Origin of the sequence: Zhouia amylolytica AD3, assembly GCF_000511935.2 — a bacterium.
Classification (GTDB): Bacteria; Bacteroidota; Bacteroidia; order Flavobacteriales; family Flavobacteriaceae; genus Zhouia; species Zhouia amylolytica.
The window spans coordinates 93,090-113,239 of sequence record NZ_AYXY01000026.1; the positions used below are offsets into that span (position 1 = coordinate 93,090).

At 40.2% G+C, this 20,150-nt stretch carries 4 protein-coding genes; 3 read left to right on the plus strand and 1 reads right to left on the minus strand.

Going from position 1 to position 20,150, the window contains the following annotated elements:
- Positions 1–15: 15 nt before the first annotated feature.
- Complete coding sequence (locus P278_RS14010) at positions 16–1,698, minus strand: glutamine--tRNA ligase/YqeY domain fusion protein (protein WP_038268247.1); 1,683 nt, start codon at positions 1,696–1,698, stop codon at positions 16–18.
- A gap of 254 nt (positions 1,699–1,952) precedes the next feature.
- On the opposite strand from P278_RS14010, the gene P278_RS14015 reads away from it, so the two are divergent.
- Genes P278_RS14015 through P278_RS14025 form a run of 3 tightly spaced genes read left to right on the plus strand, consistent with a single transcriptional unit; the run spans position 1,953 to position 20,087 of the window.
- Positions 1,953–4,136 (plus strand): T9SS type B sorting domain-containing protein, encoded by a 2,184-nt coding sequence (locus P278_RS14015; protein ID WP_038268250.1) that lies wholly within the window; start codon positions 1,953–1,955, stop codon positions 4,134–4,136.
- A 3-nt stretch (positions 4,137–4,139) separates the two neighbouring features.
- Positions 4,140–6,164 carry a PorP/SprF family type IX secretion system membrane protein gene (locus tag P278_RS14020; RefSeq protein WP_082436181.1) on the plus strand — a complete coding sequence of 675 codons (2,025 nt, stop codon included), beginning with the start codon at positions 4,140–4,142 and terminating at the stop codon, positions 6,162–6,164.
- A 42-nt stretch (positions 6,165–6,206) separates the two neighbouring features.
- Positions 6,207–20,087, plus strand: a complete 13,881-nt coding sequence (locus P278_RS14025; RefSeq protein ID WP_082436182.1) for a T9SS type B sorting domain-containing protein — start codon at positions 6,207–6,209, stop codon at positions 20,085–20,087.
- The last annotated feature ends 63 nt before the right edge of the window (positions 20,088–20,150 follow it).

The window sequence follows — 20,150 nt, forward strand, 5'->3', positions numbered from 1 at the left end:
TCCTGTTTTAGTGCTTTATTTTTTATCCTGAAGTTTTGCCCAGGTATCTCTTAAACCAACAGTTTTGTTAAAGACGATTGCATCTTTTGAAGACTCTGTATCTACACAAAAATATCCCAAACGTTGAAATTGATATTGTTCGCCTGGTTTACTTTCCTTTAAACTTGGTTCGGCGTATCCTTTTACCACAGTGAGGGATTCAGGATTGATAAATTCCATAAAATCTTTATTATCATGTCCGTCAGGCTCCGCATCATTGAATAATCGGTCATAAACACGAACCTCTACTTCTTCCGCATGCGCTACCGAAACCCAATGCAGGGTTCCTTTCACTTTTCTCATGCTGGCTTCAGTACCACTTCCACTTCTACTTTCTTCATCATAGGTACAATGAATTTCAGTTATGTTCCCCTCATCATCTTTTACAACACTTTCAGCTTTAATGATGTAAGCGTTCTTTAATCGAACTTCCTTACCAAGTTTTAAGCGGAAAAATTTACGGTTGGCTTCTTCCCTGAAATCTTCCCTTTCAATATAGATTTCACGAGAAAACGGAACCTTTCTATAGGTCATCTCTTCCTCTTCAGGATTATTCTCTGCTTCGAGCCACTCTTCCTGACCTTCCGGATAATTAGTAATAACTACTTTTACCGGATCTAACACAGCCATAACACGGTTGGCCTTTTTATTTAAATCTTCACGAATACAAAATTCAAGCAACGAAACATCAATAAGATTTTCTCTTTTAGCGATACCAATAGTATCTGCGAATTTTCTTATAGACTCAGCCGTATATCCACGCCTTCTTAATCCTGATATGGTAGGCATTCGAGGATCATCCCAACCTGTAACAACACCCTCCTCAACCAATCGCAATAGCTTACGTTTACTTACAACCGTGTGACTTAAATTTCTTCTCGCAAATTCTCGCTGTTTCGATCTTACATTTTGTTCCTCATAAACCTGGTCTAAAAACCAGTCATACAGTTCTCTATGCGGTAAAAACTCGAGCGTACATAGGGAATGTGAAACCTGTTCTATGTAATCACTTTCGCCATGCGCCCAGTCGTACATAGGATAAATATGCCAGTCATTACCAGTTCTGTGATGTGACTTGTTCAGGATACGATACATTACCGGATCGCGCATTAACATGTTGGTTGAGCTCATATCAATTTTGGCTCTTAATACATGCGCACCCTCTTTAAAGTCACCATTTTTCATGCCCTCAAAAAGTTCGAGGTTCTCCTCTATTGATCTATCCCTGTATGGGCTTGGAGTACCAGGTTTTGTAGGGGTACCCTTTTGTTCAGCAATTGTTTCGGAATCCTGACTGTCAACATAGGCCTTTCCCTTTTTTATCAAGTTAATCGCCCAGTCGTATAATTGTTGAAAGTAATCAGACGCATAACATTCTTTTTCCCACTCAAATCCCAGCCATTCTACATCGCGTTTGATAGCATCAACATAAGCTTGTTCTTCCTTGGCAGGATTCGTGTCGTCAAAACGCAAATTAACAGGAGCATCATATCGCTCGCCTAATCCAAAATTAAGACAAATAGAACTCGCATGTCCAATATGCAAATAACCGTTTGGCTCCGGTGGAAAACGAAAACGGAGTTTATTCTTTTGAAACCCCGCTTTTAAATCGTCTTCAATAATATGTTCAATAAAGTTTAATGATCTCTCTTCTGACATTTTACAGCTTATTTAAGATTGCAAAATTAGTGAAATCCACGAGGTAATCAATGGCTATTTTTTAAAAAGCTAATTTGTTTCAAACCTTTGGAAACGGATTTTTTTATCGAAAATTGTAAGCATTTTATTAATAATTAAATAAAAAGTCTTATTTTAGTTTTGTTAAAAGGACTGTTACGCCTAATATAAGTCACCCCAAACACTTTGTTAAGTACTACAAGTTCCTTGATTAACTAATTGAACCTAACCGAATTATGGATAGAAAGTTTTACCCCAACGCTATTCATGCTATTATGCTTTTGGTGCTTTTCTTTAGCGCGCAGATCGCTAGTGCCCAAACATTAAGTCAGCCGGTTTTAGGTTTTTCAAATCCCTGCCCTTCAGAAGGTTTTAATTCTTTTACAGTAGATTTTGCATGGCAAATCCCATTAGTTAATGAGGATAACAAATTTATTCTTGAATTATCTGATGCGAATGGCAGTTTCGACAATGCTACTACTCTTAGTACGGTTACCGATAAAAATACAGTGCTAACTTTTTCTTTCAAGTTTGCATTTCCGGAAACGACTTATGGTGAAAAATATCGAATCAGGGTTAGAAGCACAAGTCCTTCAAAAACCAGTTCGGCATCAGGAAGCTTTCCTGCATATTACAGAACAGTCAATGAAAGCCTGGTATTGAATAACTTTCAGGATGCCACACTATGTAGTGACCCTATTTTACTTGAAGTTAATAATTACCCAGGCGAGGCCTATTATAACTGGTATAAAGATTTTAATCTGATACCAGGCGAAAAAAACGCTTACCTAGAAGTTACAGAACCCGGCCTATATTTTGTAGAAGTGGACTACGGTTTTTACTGCTCGAGTGAAACCTCGTCGAACCTGGTAAGCGTTACCCAAAACGATCAGTTAAGTGTTACTATTTCGGGAGATGCGAATGTGGAGCTTTGCCCAAACGGCTCATACACACTAACAGCGTCAACCGATATTACACCTGATGAAAACTTTACCTATCATTGGTATAGAGGTGAAACATTACTGTCTTCAACAGCTTCTAATTCATACACCGTTACAGACCGTAACGGTGATGCTGCTGGAGAGTATTTTGTGGAAGTAGATCCCGGTTCAGGTTGTCCTGCACTGTCATCTTCTGTAGTATTATCCATCAATGATTTTGAGGTAACAACCAATCTGGCAACAGACATTGTTTTAATGCCTTCCCAATCAAAAACGATTCAAGCTACCACCACCGCTTCAAATCCGGTGTATCAATGGTATAAGGACGATGTAGCGATCGCAGATGCAACCACAGCAACCCTGTCAATCAATGGTCCTGGCTCTTATTATGTTGAAGTAAAAGAAAGTGCCGGATGTGGGATCGCTAAAAAATCAACACCAATAACCGTTTCGTATCCTTCAGATTTTGAAATTAAAATTGCTGTAGGGGATTATACTGCATGTGCTTCCTCTCAAGCTGTCTTAAGTTTAAGTGAACTTAAAGCACTAACCAATGACGGTACTGTGATTGCGGTAGATGAATCCATCGTCGAGCAATTCAGCTTCCAATGGTACCTGAATGGTTCTGCTGTTTCGGGAGCAACAACCCGACAAATTACTGTGAACAACACCGCAGCGAATGGTAACTATACGCTTAAAGGTACTTTGGAATCGTTTAATTCAACCTCGAATGCTATAGCCATTAAAATTGGTATTGGTACTCCTGCAATTACGGCTGACCTCATGAAGATTTGCGAGGATGTAGATCAGGTAACAATTTCATCCTCAATTACAGCAACTACATATACCTATTCTTGGTATAGAGACAACATACTTTTAGATGAAACCAGCGCAACACTTAAAACCTTAAAGTCAGGGACGTATCAGCTTAAAGTAAAAAATAATGATTGTGAAGTAGCTTCCAATACTGTTACGATTGAACCATATACCGACGACCAGATAACATTGAATAAAGAAGGGGTGATATACCTTCAAAAGGGTCAAGCACAAGAAGTTATAGCCAGTGGTGCCGATACCTATGTATGGTATGATAATGCCCAGCAAGTAGTAGGCACAACTGCAAGTTTATTAATCAGCACAGAAGGAGTGTATACCCTGGTTGCTTCCATCGGAGGATGCGAGTTTGTTAAAACTATTGAAGCAGTGTTACAAGAAAGTACCATTATTCCAAATGTTATTAGTCCGAATGGAGATGGAATAAATGATACCTGGGCAATTCCGGTTACTTATCTGAACAATCCTGAAATACAAATAAATATATATACATCGAGCGGAGAACTAGTGTTTTCCGGCGCGAATTATCAGAACAATTGGCCTGAGAGTACTATCAATTACTCTGGCAGAAATCCTGTGTATTATTACAGGATTATAAAGAATGGTGCAACCATTAAAAAAGGAACAATAACCATAATTAAATAAACTATGCGACGATCCCCCCTCCTTCTCGGCATTGTAATGATGTTTCTCGGTCTGCATTTTGTAAATGCACAGGAAGAAGATCCGTATATCTCTATTGATATACCGTCGCAAAACATGTTAAAGTTTAATAGATTTTTAATCAACCCAACTTTTTCAACTGTGAAAGAGACCAAGTCATATTTTAACCTATACCATCGTAATGAATGGGATAATAGTAATAAAACCTACTTAGGGAGTTATTCAGGGAGAATTAACGACCGAATGGGACTTGGGTTGAGTGTATATCATCAAAAATTCGGAGTGATATCTAATTTCGGATTGATGGGGAATTATACCTATGGGGTTCGTCTAAGCGAAACCGTAAACATGCACATGGGGGTTAACTTATCATATTATAATAGTGGCTTTGATCAAAGTGAAGCCCAAACTGTAGATGTAGATCCTATTATTCAAGAACTGAGTGGAAACTCATTAATTTCAGTACAACCCGGAATCAATATATCAATTGGTAATTTCGATTTTGGTGTTTATGCAGAAAACCTGGTTGATTTCAATTTGGATACAGGTGATGCACTTACCGAATTTGGAGAAAAAACCTTCTCCGGACATTTAATGTATACCAGAAATATTGCTAACGGAACCGGTTTGATGAAAAATGGCCGTTACAGTGTTCTTACACGCGCACGAAAAAGAGGCGACGAAAATATTTCACCATCTGCAAGTTTTATTCTAGATCTTCCAGCGGGTTGGTTTCAAACAGGTTACGACGATTACTATGGAGGAAGTGTCGGAGTTGGGTTTAATATTTCAAACCGAATCTCGATTGGATACGTATATGAAAAAGGTTTGAAGAATCCGATTTCTAACTTTGGATCTACTCACGAAATTAATTTTGCCTATTCATTCCAACCACACTTAACGGATGACATGGTTCAAAATGAGGAAGATGAAGATGCAGAATTAGAGGAAAAACTTGCCGCATTAACTGAAAGTCAGGAACTGGAAGAAGGTGATACGGTGGTAGTTGAAAATGATACAATCATTGTTTATAAAAACGATGAAATGGCTATTGCATCATTAATTGAAAAAGAACAGGATGCTATTATGCGTAGTAGAGATACTACCCTGGAAAAGAAAATAATGGCAAGCGAAGACAGGAAACGTCAGTATGTAGAAAAATATATGGGTGAGTTAGCTGAAAAAGCACAACAAAACCCACAGACACAACAACAGGTTGCTCAGTTGAAAGATGAAATGGGCATCGAAGATCAGCCGGAAACAGCTATTGCTGTCGCGAATGACACGAAACCTGTGGTGACTAGGAAAGAAGATAATAATATAGCTGGAACTAATAATGCCGCGAGCAAAGCTCCTGTAAGAAAAAGTTATAACAAGAACAACAAGAACAGTAGATATTTAGTAATCGCAAATGTTTTTAAAGAACAGAAAAACCTGGATGGTTTTATGAATGAAATGCGTTCGCAGGGAATTAATGCGAAAACTTTTTCTAAAAATGGATTACACTATGTGTACCTCGATGAATATAGAAATTGGGGTGAAGCAGCAGTGGCTTCTAATAATGGCTTGAACGGACAATACAATAATGATACGTGGGTGATGAGAGAACGAGTAAATGGGTATGAATCCGGTAAATATGGTGGGGCAAGAGATGGATGGACCAATGCCGGGCTTCTGGAATGTACAAAAGAAGATATCGAACGTTTAAATGCAACCAGTTTTTCCGGATTCAGAGGAAATGCGGGTATGCAAAAAATGTTAGATGATAAAATGCAGAAAGGGTATTACCTGATCGCAAATGTGTTTTCAGATCAAAATAATGCATCAAAGTTTATTGATCAGTTGAAATCGATGGGTATTGACGCCCGATATTTTATTAACCCTAATAACAATTATAGCTATGTGTACCTGAATGCGGATACAACATGGCAAAGTGCAAAAGCTTTATACAACCAAAATAAGAATAAAGAACATGCTTTTGATTTGTGGATCATGCATGTAAAAACATAACAAACTCAAAAGACTCAAAAAACTCAATTAGCCCCAGCAATCATGAAAAAAAACTACTCTAATATTCTAATAACGCTCCTTTTTTCCGGGTTCTTCATATATATGTACTCGGGAAATTCAGCCGAAAAGGTGCTTTATGAGAATGTTGAAAAATTATTCACTTTTATTGAAGAGACCAAAGCGTCCGTTGTGGAAGAAGTGTTTGAATCCAAAGCTTCGTCGGATAAGGGACTTTTTGAAACTGCTTCATTTGCGAACGAAATTGAATTAGTTAAACTAATTGAAGATACCAGTGGTAATACATTAAATACGAATGTAAATCCAGGGCAACAGCTTGTATATTCCCTGAATTACCACAATTCATCTGCAGCAACGATCTCTAATTATATAATTACTGACGTTCTGCCAGACAACCTGACTTATGTTAGTAATGACGCTCCGGGAATTACCTCTTACGATGCCAATACCAGAACAGTTACCATAAATGTGGGTAACCTGGCAGCTGATGAAGTTGGTGAGGTTAATATTACCGTTCAGGTTGCAAGTGATATAGAACTTTACAGAGATGCTTGTACAACAGCATTCAGTAATCAGGCGATTTCAAATTATAATGGACTGCAAGAAGGTAGTTACCCAAGTGTTGGGGCTACTACCCCTGCTCCATCCGTTTTTACGCTGAATCCTACAGCGGTTTCAACAGAAAGAACAGAGATATTATGTGGTGATACCTCTATTTCTGCCGGTGATGGATTTGATACCTATCAGTGGACACAAAACGGATCTTTTGTAGGGAATACCCAAACGATTACAGTAAACAATATTGGAACCTATGAAGTGGTGAAAACAAAAGATTGTAATGGTACTACCGTGAGTTATAAAGAAACGGTTCATATGCGATCTTTTAACAGTCTTACGAACCCTATCCTTGCTTATGCAGATGCTGTATCTGAATGTGTGAATGATGGTTCCGATATGCCGAACATTTTACTTTGCGGAGGAACTACTAGTAAAACCATTCAAACTGAATTTCAAGATATACAGAGCATTCAATGGCAAACCCTCAGTGGAAGTTGCTCTGCAGGCTCATTCAATTGCCCGAATACCAATAGTTCTTGCTGGACAACGGTTTCTACATCAAATGATTTTACAGTTGCTGCAGCTGGTGAATACCGTTTGGTACTTACCACCGATGGAGGATGTTTTAAAACCTATTATTTCAAAGCCTATACAGGATTAAATAACGTTCAGACGAGTTCTACAGATTATAACTCTCAATCTCTGGGTACTATTAGTATAACAGGAGCCGGAGACGGACCAATTTATACCTATAACTTAACCGATGGAAACGGCCTTACTACAACTTATGGGCCGACAACTGATAATAACTATACTTTTACCGGACTTAATACAGGAACCTATAACCTTGAAATTACAACCGATTCAGGTTGTTCTTATACCGAGAGTATAACTATTTCCGATAATAACCCACTTTATTTCGAGGCTAGAAAAGTATACGAAACGAAGGATTGTAACCGTGCTAAAGTACAGGTACACAGAGGTGGAGGTGATTCTCCTTATCGATTTGCGATCTGGAGTATCAATGGGGAAGCACTATATGATGATTTTAGTGAAATACCTGATTCAGAGTTTTCGAATGAAGAAAGTGATGGTACCGGAGGTTCTCAAGCACGTGTATTTGAAGTGCCTGTGCAGGAACAAGGGTACTATGTCTTTGTAATGAAAGATGATTCAGGAAACTATGCTTTATCAAATTCAGCATTAGTTGAGCTTGACCCTGCTTACCAGTTCAGCCTTTCTACTGAAAACGTTTCTTGTTACGGTGGGAATGATGGTTCGGTTTCCGTAGATTTCGTTCACGAAGATGATATTAAAGATTCGAGTATAGCGCTGTATATAGAAAATGAAGATGGCACTTATACCCTTCTTGGAGAAAATGTTGATGGAACCTATCCTAACCTTATTGCTGGTGACTACTTATTGGATGTTACCATTACCCTGCAACAAGGGAATGCAACCTGTACGTTCAGAAGGAACTTTACGATCACACAACCGGATGCCGCTCTAGTGGCTTTTGCCGGGGTGTCATCTGATGTTTCCTGTAATCCTGAAGATAACGTATCTGAAGTGCGTATTACCAATGCCAGTGGAGGGACTCCTCCTTATCAGTACAGTTTTGATGGAGGTAATACCTGGAGCGGTAATAACGTAGGTACCATGGCGAGCGATGGCTATGTGTACATCAGAGATGCGAACGATTGTTTACATGAAATGTTTGTAGACGTTAATGACGCTACCGAAATACCAGCTTTAGATTACGATACGGTATACGATTGTAGCGGAACAGGAACGGTAACCATCAACCCTTCAGTAACCGATCCGGACCTGGTTTATGAATATCAGTACAGTCTGAATGGTGGTATACCACAGGACAGTAATGTCTTTGATAATTTAGCTCCCGGACAACATACCGTTACGGTATATTACGAAAATGTAACCCCTGATATGCCAACACCGGGAATCCTGTTGGCAGAAGACTTTGGCGTTGGTGGAAATACTACCAACGATAATGTAAACCAAGACTATATTTATGAATCCCAAATGGGACAGGAAAATGATAATGTCGATGGAGATTCAGATAATATGTTGGATGATGGAGAATATGTTGTTACCTCAGATTTACAAGTGCTTGGAGGTCAGCAATGGTACAGCCCAACAGATGCTCAAGGAGTAACCGACGGCCGTTATTTAGCAGTAAATATCGGTGGAACCGCAGGTGAAGGAGGAGCTATCTATGAAAAGGAAATTTTTGATATTATTCCAGGTCTCGATGTTGAGGTAGATATTAGTCTTTACAATATCCTTTATTCTTCATCTAATCAGGCAGATCCAAATATTAGAGTAGAATTGGTGGATGCATCAGGTAATGTAGTGAGTTATGACGATACCGGCTCTATCAATAATGACGAACAATGGCATCATCTAAAACTTACGTTACCTTCAGTAGACGCTACCAACCTTACCTTTAGAATACGTAGTTACTCTACGGTATTCTCTGGAAATGATATCGCTATTGACGGATTAAAAGTATACCAGACTCCAATTATTTGTACCCAGTTTGGTGAGATTGTTATTGACGTTGAAGAAGCACAAGGGATTCAGGCTCAACTTATCGGAACTGATGACGTTTCTTGTTTTGGCGGAAATGATGGTAGTGCAACCTTCGAAGTAACGAATTTTGATGCTTCAACAGGTTTCGTATATAGCACGGATGGTGGAACAACCTGGTCTGCTCCGCAATTTTCTTCTCCTATAGTTATTGAAAACTTGCCTGCGGGTGATGTGGAAGTTATTGTGAGAGATTTACGTGATGAGGCTTGTGTAACTGAGCCAATTACGGCTACCATTACCGAGCCGACAATGCTTACCGTTACTGCTGATGTTACGAAAGATATAACTTGTGATACGACCCCTGGTGCAACAATCGTTGCAACCGCAGATGGGGGCACGCCGGCGTATGAATATGCTCTTGACGACGGTGCCGGAACACCACTGGTTTGGCAGTCAAATAATGTTTTTGAAAACATTACTGCTGGGACTTATACCATTTATGTAAGAGATGCCAACGGATGTCAGGCGAACGCTTTAAATACGATTACGCTCGAAGATCCAAACCCTGTTGAATTTACTGCGGTTCCAACCGTATGTTATGATGGAACTAACGGGGAGATCGTGGTAACCGTAACCAATGGAAATGGAGACTACCAGTTTAGTATCGATGGAGGTACCACCTGGTTCAATGCAGATGCCACTACCCCTAACACATATACCTTTACCAATTTAACACCTGGTACTTATACGGTTAATGTTAAAGATGCTTCGAGTTGTCAGGGTACACCTATAGATGTTACCATAAATGAAACGCTGACGCTTTCTGCAACTTCACAAAGTAATGTAGACTGTTTCGGATCCAATAATGGGTCGGCAGTAATAACTGTGAATGATTTTATTCCACCATACAGTTACAGTGTAAATGGTACACCAACCGCAAGTGGTCAAACAAGCGGAACAATCAATTTGGATAATCTGGCTCCGGGAACTTATAATGTTGAAGTAACTGATGGAAATGGCTGTACTGCTGATGCTTCAGTAACGATTGAAGGGCCGCCGGCAACCTTAACAATGAGCCTGGATGTTACCCCGATGAGTTGTTCGGCAACTCCTTCCGGAAGTGTAACGGTTACAGCGGCCGATGGATGGGGAGGTTATGAATATACCCTAACGTATCCTGACGGAACTACAGCCGGACCTCAATCAACAAATGTGTTTACCGGTCTAACCCAAACAGGAACTTATTCAGTGGCAGTAACAGATGCCGGAGGATGTACAATTACAGATACCTTTAGCCTGGAACCTGCTACCCCACCAACATTAACACTTAGCGATAGTGGTTGTTACGATGGTTCTTCCAATGTAACCATTACAGCAAATGCAAGTAATGGAACCGCTCCATACGAATACAGCCTTAATGGAGGTGCATTTGGTAGTTCAAATACATTTAGTGTTGCACCGGGAACTTATACAGTAACCGTGAGAGATGCGCTTAATTGTACGGATCAGGAGCAAATTACTATTGATGAAGAATTAACAGTTACTGCTACCGCAGGAATATTACCAGCGTGTGGAGCTACTGCAAGTACTGATATAATAATTACGGCTGCTGGTGGCGATGGAAATTATGTGTATAGTATCGACGGCACGAATTTCCAATCCGGAAATACATTTGCAGTATCAACCTCAGGTACCTATACTGTTTATGTAAGAGATAATAACGGAAATCCAGTATACTGTGAGGCAACCACCCAGGTTACCATTACACAAGACAATGCCGTTGATTTTACTGAAAATCATACCGATGTTACCTGTTTTGATGGTACGAATGGAACCATTACGTTAACAGGCAGTGGAGGAACAGCACCATATACCTATCAGATTGAAAATACAGCTGATGGCATCGACATTACTAATACTACAGGTCAATTCGTTAACCTGCCGGCAGGTGATTATAATGTTACGGTTACTGATAACAATGGATGTACCGATGTCGGAACCATTACGATCACGGAACCAGCTGAAATTAATGCAACTATAGATGCTACTCCTTATACTTGTGTTAACGATGCCACAATAACAGTTAATGCAACAGGCGGTAGCGGAAGCTTTGAATATAGCTTAAACGGAAGTGCGTGGGATAGCAATAATGTTTTTGCAGGTTTACAGGATGGTACTCATACCATAAGAGTAAGAGATGCTGCTGCAACGGATTGTTTTATTACATTAACACATACGATAGATCCATTACCGCCAGTACCAAGTTTAACGGCAACAGTTGATTATAGCTGTGATGGTACTGGGACAATAACGGTATTACCGAACGATCCGACCTATACTTATCAATTAGGTGCCGGAACACCTCAGGCTTCCAATGTATTTACAGATGTAGCTGCCGGAAGTTATGTGATTACAGTTGATTATGGTAGTGAATGTACAACTACAGTGCCGGTTAGTGTTCAACCTGGAGAGGCTTTAGCAGCCGATATCACTGCAGTTTCACATGTAACTTGTAATGGTGGTGTTGATGGAAGTATCACTTTCAGTGTAGATAACTTTGATCCTGCTGCAGGATATGATTACCAGGTAATTGAAACTACCGGAGGATCTACAGTAGCCAGTGGAACGACAGAAACAAATCCTTCTGTTACTATTAACGGATTGGCTGCCGGAGACTATGAAATTATCATTACAGATCCAAGCGATAGCGCTTGTTCGATTACCCTGACACAGACTATTTCAGAATCAGCTGCACTTACGGTAGCTGCTGAGGTAACTACTGAAATGACTTGTAATAATGGGAATACGGCTGTGATTACAGCAACCGCAACCGGAGGTTCTGGAAATTATGAGTTCAGTATAGATGGAACTACTTTCCTATCTGACAATACATTTACTGTGACTACAGCGGGTAATTATACGATTACTGTACGGGATGTGGATAATCCTGGATGTACTGCTTCAACGCCTGCTCCAATCGCAGTAGACGAACCAGAGTTGGTTGATTTTACTTTCGATCCAACGTTATGCTATAGTGGTAATAATGACGGTACCATCGATATCGAAATTACTAGCGGAAATGGAAATTATTCAGTAAGCTTGAATGGAGGTCCATTTGTGCCTACTAATGTTGATGATACCCACCATCAGTATACAGGTTTAACCCCTGGAACTTATAATATTACCGTTAGAGATGGTTTTGGTTGTGATGTAACCAAATCAGTGACGATTCAAAGTCAGTTATCAGCGAATGCGATTTTAACTAAAGGACTAGACTGTAGTGTGAATGCTGATGGAGAAATCACTGTGAACATTAGTGGGGGAAATCCTGACTATGTTTATGATGTAAACATTAATGGTTCAGGTTATTCAGGAACAACCACAGCGGTTGGAGCAGGGAACACCTCTTTTGTTTATACATTCCCGAATCCGGCGGTAACTACTACATATCAATTTCAAATTACGGATAGTCAAGGTTGTACCGCTGAAACAGGTGTAATTACCATAGAACCTATTTCTGTACCACAAGCAACACACAATGTTACCCCTATTAGCTGTAGTGGAAATGATGATGGTGTTGTTAATATTAACATTAATAACAGTTTTGGAACCCCTCCATATCAGGTTAATTTTAATGGGTTAGGGTTCTCAAATCAAACAACATATTCTGGGTTAGCAGCTGGCACTTACAGTTACATAGTACAGGATGCAAATGGTTGTACCTATACCGATGATGTAACAATAGACCCTGTAGATCCTATTGAGGCAACATTAACCAAAACAGATGTGACTTGTAATGGGACAGGTGTAGACCCCGGAAGCGTTACGGCAACCATTACTTCTGGTGGGGTTGCTGACTTTACTTATACCTTATTTGATAGCAGCCATACACAGATCGACCAGGTGACAACTTCTTCTACAAGTTATACTTTTAGTAATATCGATTATGGATTTTATTATGTTCAAATTGTAGATGCAAATGGTTGCGCCGGTGAAGAAGGTTCCATAAATGTAATTGCAGATCCTTTCTTAACACTAGAAGCGAATGTAACAGCTCCTGATTGTGTAACAGGTGGTTCCGTTACACTATTGGCCTCAACAGGTTCGGGAGATTATGATTTTGAAATTTATGGTTCATCACCTCTTGTTACTCCAGATAGTGAATATGCAGGATCTACGGTAGATGAAGAATATGCTGTATTTAATGGCTTAATTCCTGGATTGACCTATATATTTAAGGCAACAGATAATGTAAATGGTTGTATAAGTTACGTTGAGGTTGACATACCTTCAATTTCAAGCATGACCTTAACACTTTCTACTACTGATGTATTGTGTACTGCTGCAGATGATGGAACTGTGACCTTTTCGGTTGATCAGTACGATGCAACAACAACAGAATTAAAATATACAATTCTTAACAGTGTTACCAACACCTCCTTAGGTGCGGCGTATGAAGGTAATATTCCATCAATACCGCAACCAGGTCCAACGAGTGATGTTACCGTTGGAAATCTTCCTCCGGGCGATTATGTATTGTTAATTGAGGAAGTTGATGGATTGCAATGTACGGTAACAGAAACATTTAGAATTACGGAACCAACTCCGGTTGATATAAGTTTAATTGATCAAACAAATGCCAACTGTAATGATGGTGCTTTTGTAACCGTTAGAGGATCTGGCGGAACCGGTCCTTATGAATATGCTTTTGTTGAAAATGGGGTAGCACCAACGGTTACAGACTATATCACAAATGCTACATCAGAATTAGATCCGGCCGTAAATACCGAATGGGATGTTTGGGTTAAAGATAGTAACGGATGTACTGATGTATTAGATGTTACGATAATTTTAGATCCTTCACCAATTATTTCTGCGATTGTAGTCGATGACTGTGTGAACGAAGGAAGTTTTGCCGTTGATGTTAATATAACAACAGCTGGCATACCTCCATATAGTATAAGTCTTAATGGAGGGGTTTTCCAAAGTGCATCATTTGCATCAGGAACCTATCAATTAACAGGATTAAATTCAGGATTAAATCAGAGTGTAACTGTTAGAGATTCGAATGGATGTTTAACTACCGCTAACTTTGACATCTATCCTCCACTGGAGCTTAATGCTCAATTAATGGAAGGACTCGATTGTCAGGTTGGTGATGAAGATGCTGAAATCCAAATCGAAGTTAATGGAGGTTCTTCAGCAACCCCTTCTAATATTACTTATAGTATTGACGGTCCTGCTGGGTTTATAGATGTTAGTGGTGTTACTTTAACAGCGAACCCACTTACCATAACCAATGCTAATGTAGAAGGAATTTATACTATCACCATCAATGATACGGTGACAGGATGTTCCGTGATGACCACAGTTACAGTACCACCATTGGTAGAACCTGACCCGTATATTGACTCATATACCAATGCTACTTGCTTCGGTGTGGCTGACGGATCAATTACCGTGGGTGTAAACGACAATGGCTACGGGCCTTATACCTTTGAAATTACAAGTGCTTCTGACGGATCAGTTGTTACACCAATTCCAGCAGATAACACGACTCCGGGATACAGTGCCACTTTTAGCAATTTAGCCGGAGGATTTGCGCCGGATATTGAATATACAATTACAGTGACCTCAACGGTTAATGATTGTTCTGCAGTGGTATCTCAAATTATTACCCAACCTACAGAAATCACCGGCTTAACCGCTACGGTAACTGACTTTACCTGTACTGCAGGAAACACCGTAAACACGGCAAGGATTGTCGTTACGGGTGTAACCGGAGGTACTGGAAGTTATATCTACGAGTTCATTAATGATGCTACTAGTACGGTTGTTCAAAAAGGACCAAGCAATGAATTGGTATGGTCTGATCCTGCCGGTGGTGATTTCACTATCAATGTGTATGATCAGAACAATTGTCCTGCTACTACCAATGCTACTATTGAGCCATTTATAGAGTTAGATTCAGTTGATGTAACACCAACAGATCCAACTTGTACGACTGATGGAACCATCGTTGTAGATGTTACATTGAATCCATCTACCGGCACTGCCAATCTTACTTATGAGTTGTTTAATGCAACGGATATGAGTGTAGCTACGGCGGCTGTGAATCCTATTGCTTCATCTACGAATATTCAGGAAACATTTACAGGCGTAGGCGTAGGTGATTATGTGATCAGAGTAACTAACGACGACACAGGTTGCTTTATAGAAACCACCACCCAGTTAAGAGATCCGGATACTTTCGATCTTGATATTGATATCGTAAGCGATGTAGATTGCTTTAATACGACTACAGGTGTTGTAGATATCACCATTGTCGATACCGATACATCTAATGGAGATCAAGCAGGACAGTTTACCTACACCATAACCGGCATTACGGATCCAGGCTTCACTGCTTCAGGAACCAGTTCCGGAATCAATGCTCAGGTTAATAGTTTGCCTGAGGGTGAATACACAGTAACGGCTACTTTAACGGGAGTTCCTGAGTGTTCAGTAACTGATACATTTAATATCCTCGGACCTGAGGCAGCATTAACGGCTACCGCTATCGTAACTGATATTACCTGTTTAGGTAATGATGGCGTTATCGAAATCACTGCCACTGGTGGTTGGGGAGACTATAGCTATTACGTATCCACTACGAACATTGCAGATCCAACAGATGCAACTTTATATACTGCAGGTCAGGCACGATGGGAAGGATTAATACCAGGTACTTACTACATCTATGTAATGGATGCCAATGGTTGTTATGTTGATCTTGGTACAGAAGTATTGGAAGACCCACAACCAATTACGGCCGATATCATTGCCAGCAATGCAAATTGTGATGGTAACAACGGTGAGATCACGGTTAATAATATTCTTGGCGGACAAGGAAGTAATTATACCATTCAACTCATTAAAGACGGGGTGCCTTACGGAGCGCCGCAAACCGGAATGAGTGCAGTATTTACAGGTCTTGGTGCCGGCGAATATACTGCTGAGATCAATGATCAGTGGAGTTGTCAAACAACGCTGACCGCACCGGTAACATTATATGATGCCTTTACGCTAAGCTATAACATAGATAAACAAATATCTTGTGAGGCTCCGGTGGGAGGTCAGATAACAATTACGACAGCTGGTGGCTCAGGAAACTTTAATTACAGTGTTGAGCTACCTGATGCAACTACGGTCGATAATGGAAATAACAATGTGTTTAGCGGATTAGACCAGGCAGGCACTTATACCTTTACGGTAGAAGATCTTGATACCGGATGTATCGAAACGATCGAAGTGATCCTTGATGATCCTGTGATCCCAATTATTGACACCATTGAAACTACCAATGTAACTTGCGTGGGTAGCGATGGTACAATAACAGTAAACCTCGATCCTGCAACTGAAACTGATCCTCCATATACCTATGAGTTGAGTCAGGGAGGTGCTGTCGTTCAAACGAACACTGATGGAATCTTTACAGGATTGGATGCAGGCACCTATGATGTGACGGTTACCTCTGCCTTAGGCTGTGAGGTTACGGGTACCGCTACTATCGGAACCGATCCTACACCGCAGATCTCACTATCGGTTACCGATAATTGTGATCCTGCAGGTGGATACGATATTACCGTTACATTAGATCAGGCGGGTATTGCTCCTTATAATCTAAGTGTAAACGGGGCGATCAGAAATATAACTTTCGACACCAACAATCAATATGTAATTACCGGATTAACAGCTGGCAGTTACGACATACAAATATTAGATGCTAATAATTGTGGTGATACAGCCAATAACAATATTGAAATCATTCCACTTGATTTCAATGCTCAGGTAACTGAATTATTAGATTGTGAAACTCCGGATCCTGCAGGTAATGCTGAAATCACTATCAGCGATATATCAGGTTCGGGATCTTATGAATATGAAATTACAGGTCCTTCAGGACTTACAAGAACAAGTCTTGATCCTGCGGGAGCTACCTGGAATGGTGCTGATGTAGCAGGTGATTATATCGTTACTGTATACGACTTGAACGGTAACTGTTCAGTGAGTAAAACGGTAACTGTTCCGGAACGATTAGAGCCGGAAATGGAGATTACCTATGTAGATGACGTAACCTGTGCCGGAGGTAGTGATGGAACCATCCACGTTCGAGCGATCGACAATGGTATCGGACCATTCATCTTCGAAATCACCGCGGTTGATGGAAGTGCAGCAACCATAGCTCCTACTTCTTCAACAGGCTATACCGCAATATTTGATGGATTAACCGGAACAACTACCGGAACGATCTATACCATAACGGCAACTGCAGCGAATAGCTGTGTGGTTAGTGAAGATCAGGTAATCACCGAACCGGATCCTGTTGATATCACAGATGTAAATGTATCTCAATTCTTGTGTACAGTGGGGAACATTACCGAGTATGCATTGATTGAAGTTGATACGGCTCAGATTACCGGAGGTAGTGGTACCTATACGCGATTTGAATTTATTCAAAATGGCACGGTACTTCAAGATGGAAGCAATCCGCAGTTGATCTATACAGACCTTAACGGAGGTACTATAACTGTTAATGTATATGACAGCAATGGATGTATGGATAGTATTGATGCTGTTATAGATCCGTTTACAGGTATTTCTGATCCTGTGGTAACGGTAGAAACAGCAGTAACTTGTGATACCGGAGAAAGTATCCGTGTCGATGTTACCGTTACGCCAGCTACAGCTACGCCTAACTTGCAATACATCATAGAAGACTCCAGTGGAAATGTAGTACATGACTCAGGAATTCAGAATACGACTTCTTATACCTTCTTTGATCTGGTTAAAGGCGGATATTATATAACCGTATTAAACACAGATACTGGATGTGAGGTGAATACTGTTCATAATGTGTTAGAACCAAACACTTTCGCATTAACAGCCAGACAAGAAAGCAGAGTAGCTTGTTATGATACCCCTTCAGGAAGTGTAGAACTTACGGTTGTTGATACATATTTGGCGGATGGAGATCAGTCAGGTAGCTTTAGCTATAGCATTGTGAACATAAATGATGCTTCTATAAGCTTCAGTGGTACCAGCACGGGCAATTCAATTGTAGTGAATGGTCTTCCGGCAGGCACGTATACAGCTTCAGCGATTCTAACCGATAATAACCAGAATTGTTTGATGAACCCGACATCGTTCAATATTTCACAATCTTTAGCTCCGCTTTCAGTGGTATCTGAAGAGGTGGCTAATGTGACATGTACAAATGACAAGGGTGAGATTTATGTGAATCCTGATGGCGGATATGCACCATATGATATAACCATCGTAAATAATCTGACCGGATATACTGAAACAGCAACAGATGTTAATGGATTTGTTTTTATCGGTCTCGGTGAAGGAACCTATGATATCTCAGTAATTGATGATGGTGGTTGTGAAATTACCGATCAGGTAACGTTGGTAAGACCGGAATTTATTCAGGCTGAGATTGAGAAAACAGATGTACTTTGTTTTGATACAAATACAGGGGAAGTTAGAGCAGTAAATGTTACAGGAGGTACGGGTCCTGAAGGTTGGTTCTTTGTATTAAAGAATCACGATACAGGAGAATTATCAGAGCCTCAGGATAACGGAACATTTAGTGATCTTCCAGTTGGAACCTATAGTATCATCATCGACGATTCTTGGAGTTGTTATTTCGAAACAGAGCCAATCACCGTTGGACAGCCTAATCTTGTTGAGATCGTTGAGGTTGACAAACCAGCCCTGATCTGTTATGGTGAGAGTAATGGTTACTACCAGGCCCATGTAAGTGGTGGAATTGCACCATACACAGCGACCTTAACGAATGTAGATACAGGAGATGTAGTAGAAACGCAAACCAACGTCCCTGATGACTCAGATATACTATTCAATTCATTGAGTGGTGATGTGAATTACCAGATTACTGTTGTGGATAGCAATGGTTGTGAGCAAGTATTACCATTCATGATTCCTGAAGGTCCGGATTTAACCGCACAAGTAGAGGTGATCGAAGAATGTGTAGATAATTCAGCAACCAATAGAATTCGTGTAACCCTGGTTACCGCAGAGATTACGGTGAATGATGTATTATATGCATTGAATTCAACGGATATCAACGACGCGACTATGTTCGATTATGTAGATGGAGATGCAGGTATTGTAGAGAATCTGGCACCGGGAGCAGATCAGTTTATTACGATCTTCTACGAAGGTTGTCAACAAATGATTCCGGACGATCAACGCTTTACCATCAATGAAATTGATCCGGTAACAGTGGTAGATGCTTCAGATCCAAATACAATGAACTTGATTGAAGTAAATGCATCGGGCGGAGTACCACCGTATTCATATTACTTTAATGATAAGTATCAGGGCAGTGATAACACCTACTATTTAAGTAGTTCGGATCCTGGTTACACAGACGCTTCGGGTGCAGAAATCAAGCAGATTACCGTAGTTGTAACCGATGCCCTAGGATGTAGTCATGAAATTGTAGTAGAAAAAGAATTTATTGACATCGATATACCAGATTATTTCACTCCGGATGGAGATAGCTATAATGATACCTGGGGGCCAGACAATGACGAAGGATTCCCTGAAATACGAACAAGAATTTACGATCGTTATGGTAGAATGGTAGCTGAGATACGTGTAGGTGAAAAATGGGATGGTCGCTATAAAGGCCAGGAGTTACCTACAGGAGATTACTGGTATGTAATAAAATTAGAAGGAAACGATGAACGCGAGTTCATGGGTCACTTCACCCTAATGAGATAACCCCAATTAAACAAAGGGCTGGTAAAGCCCTTTGTTTTAACCATAACTTAAGTGTTGAATAGA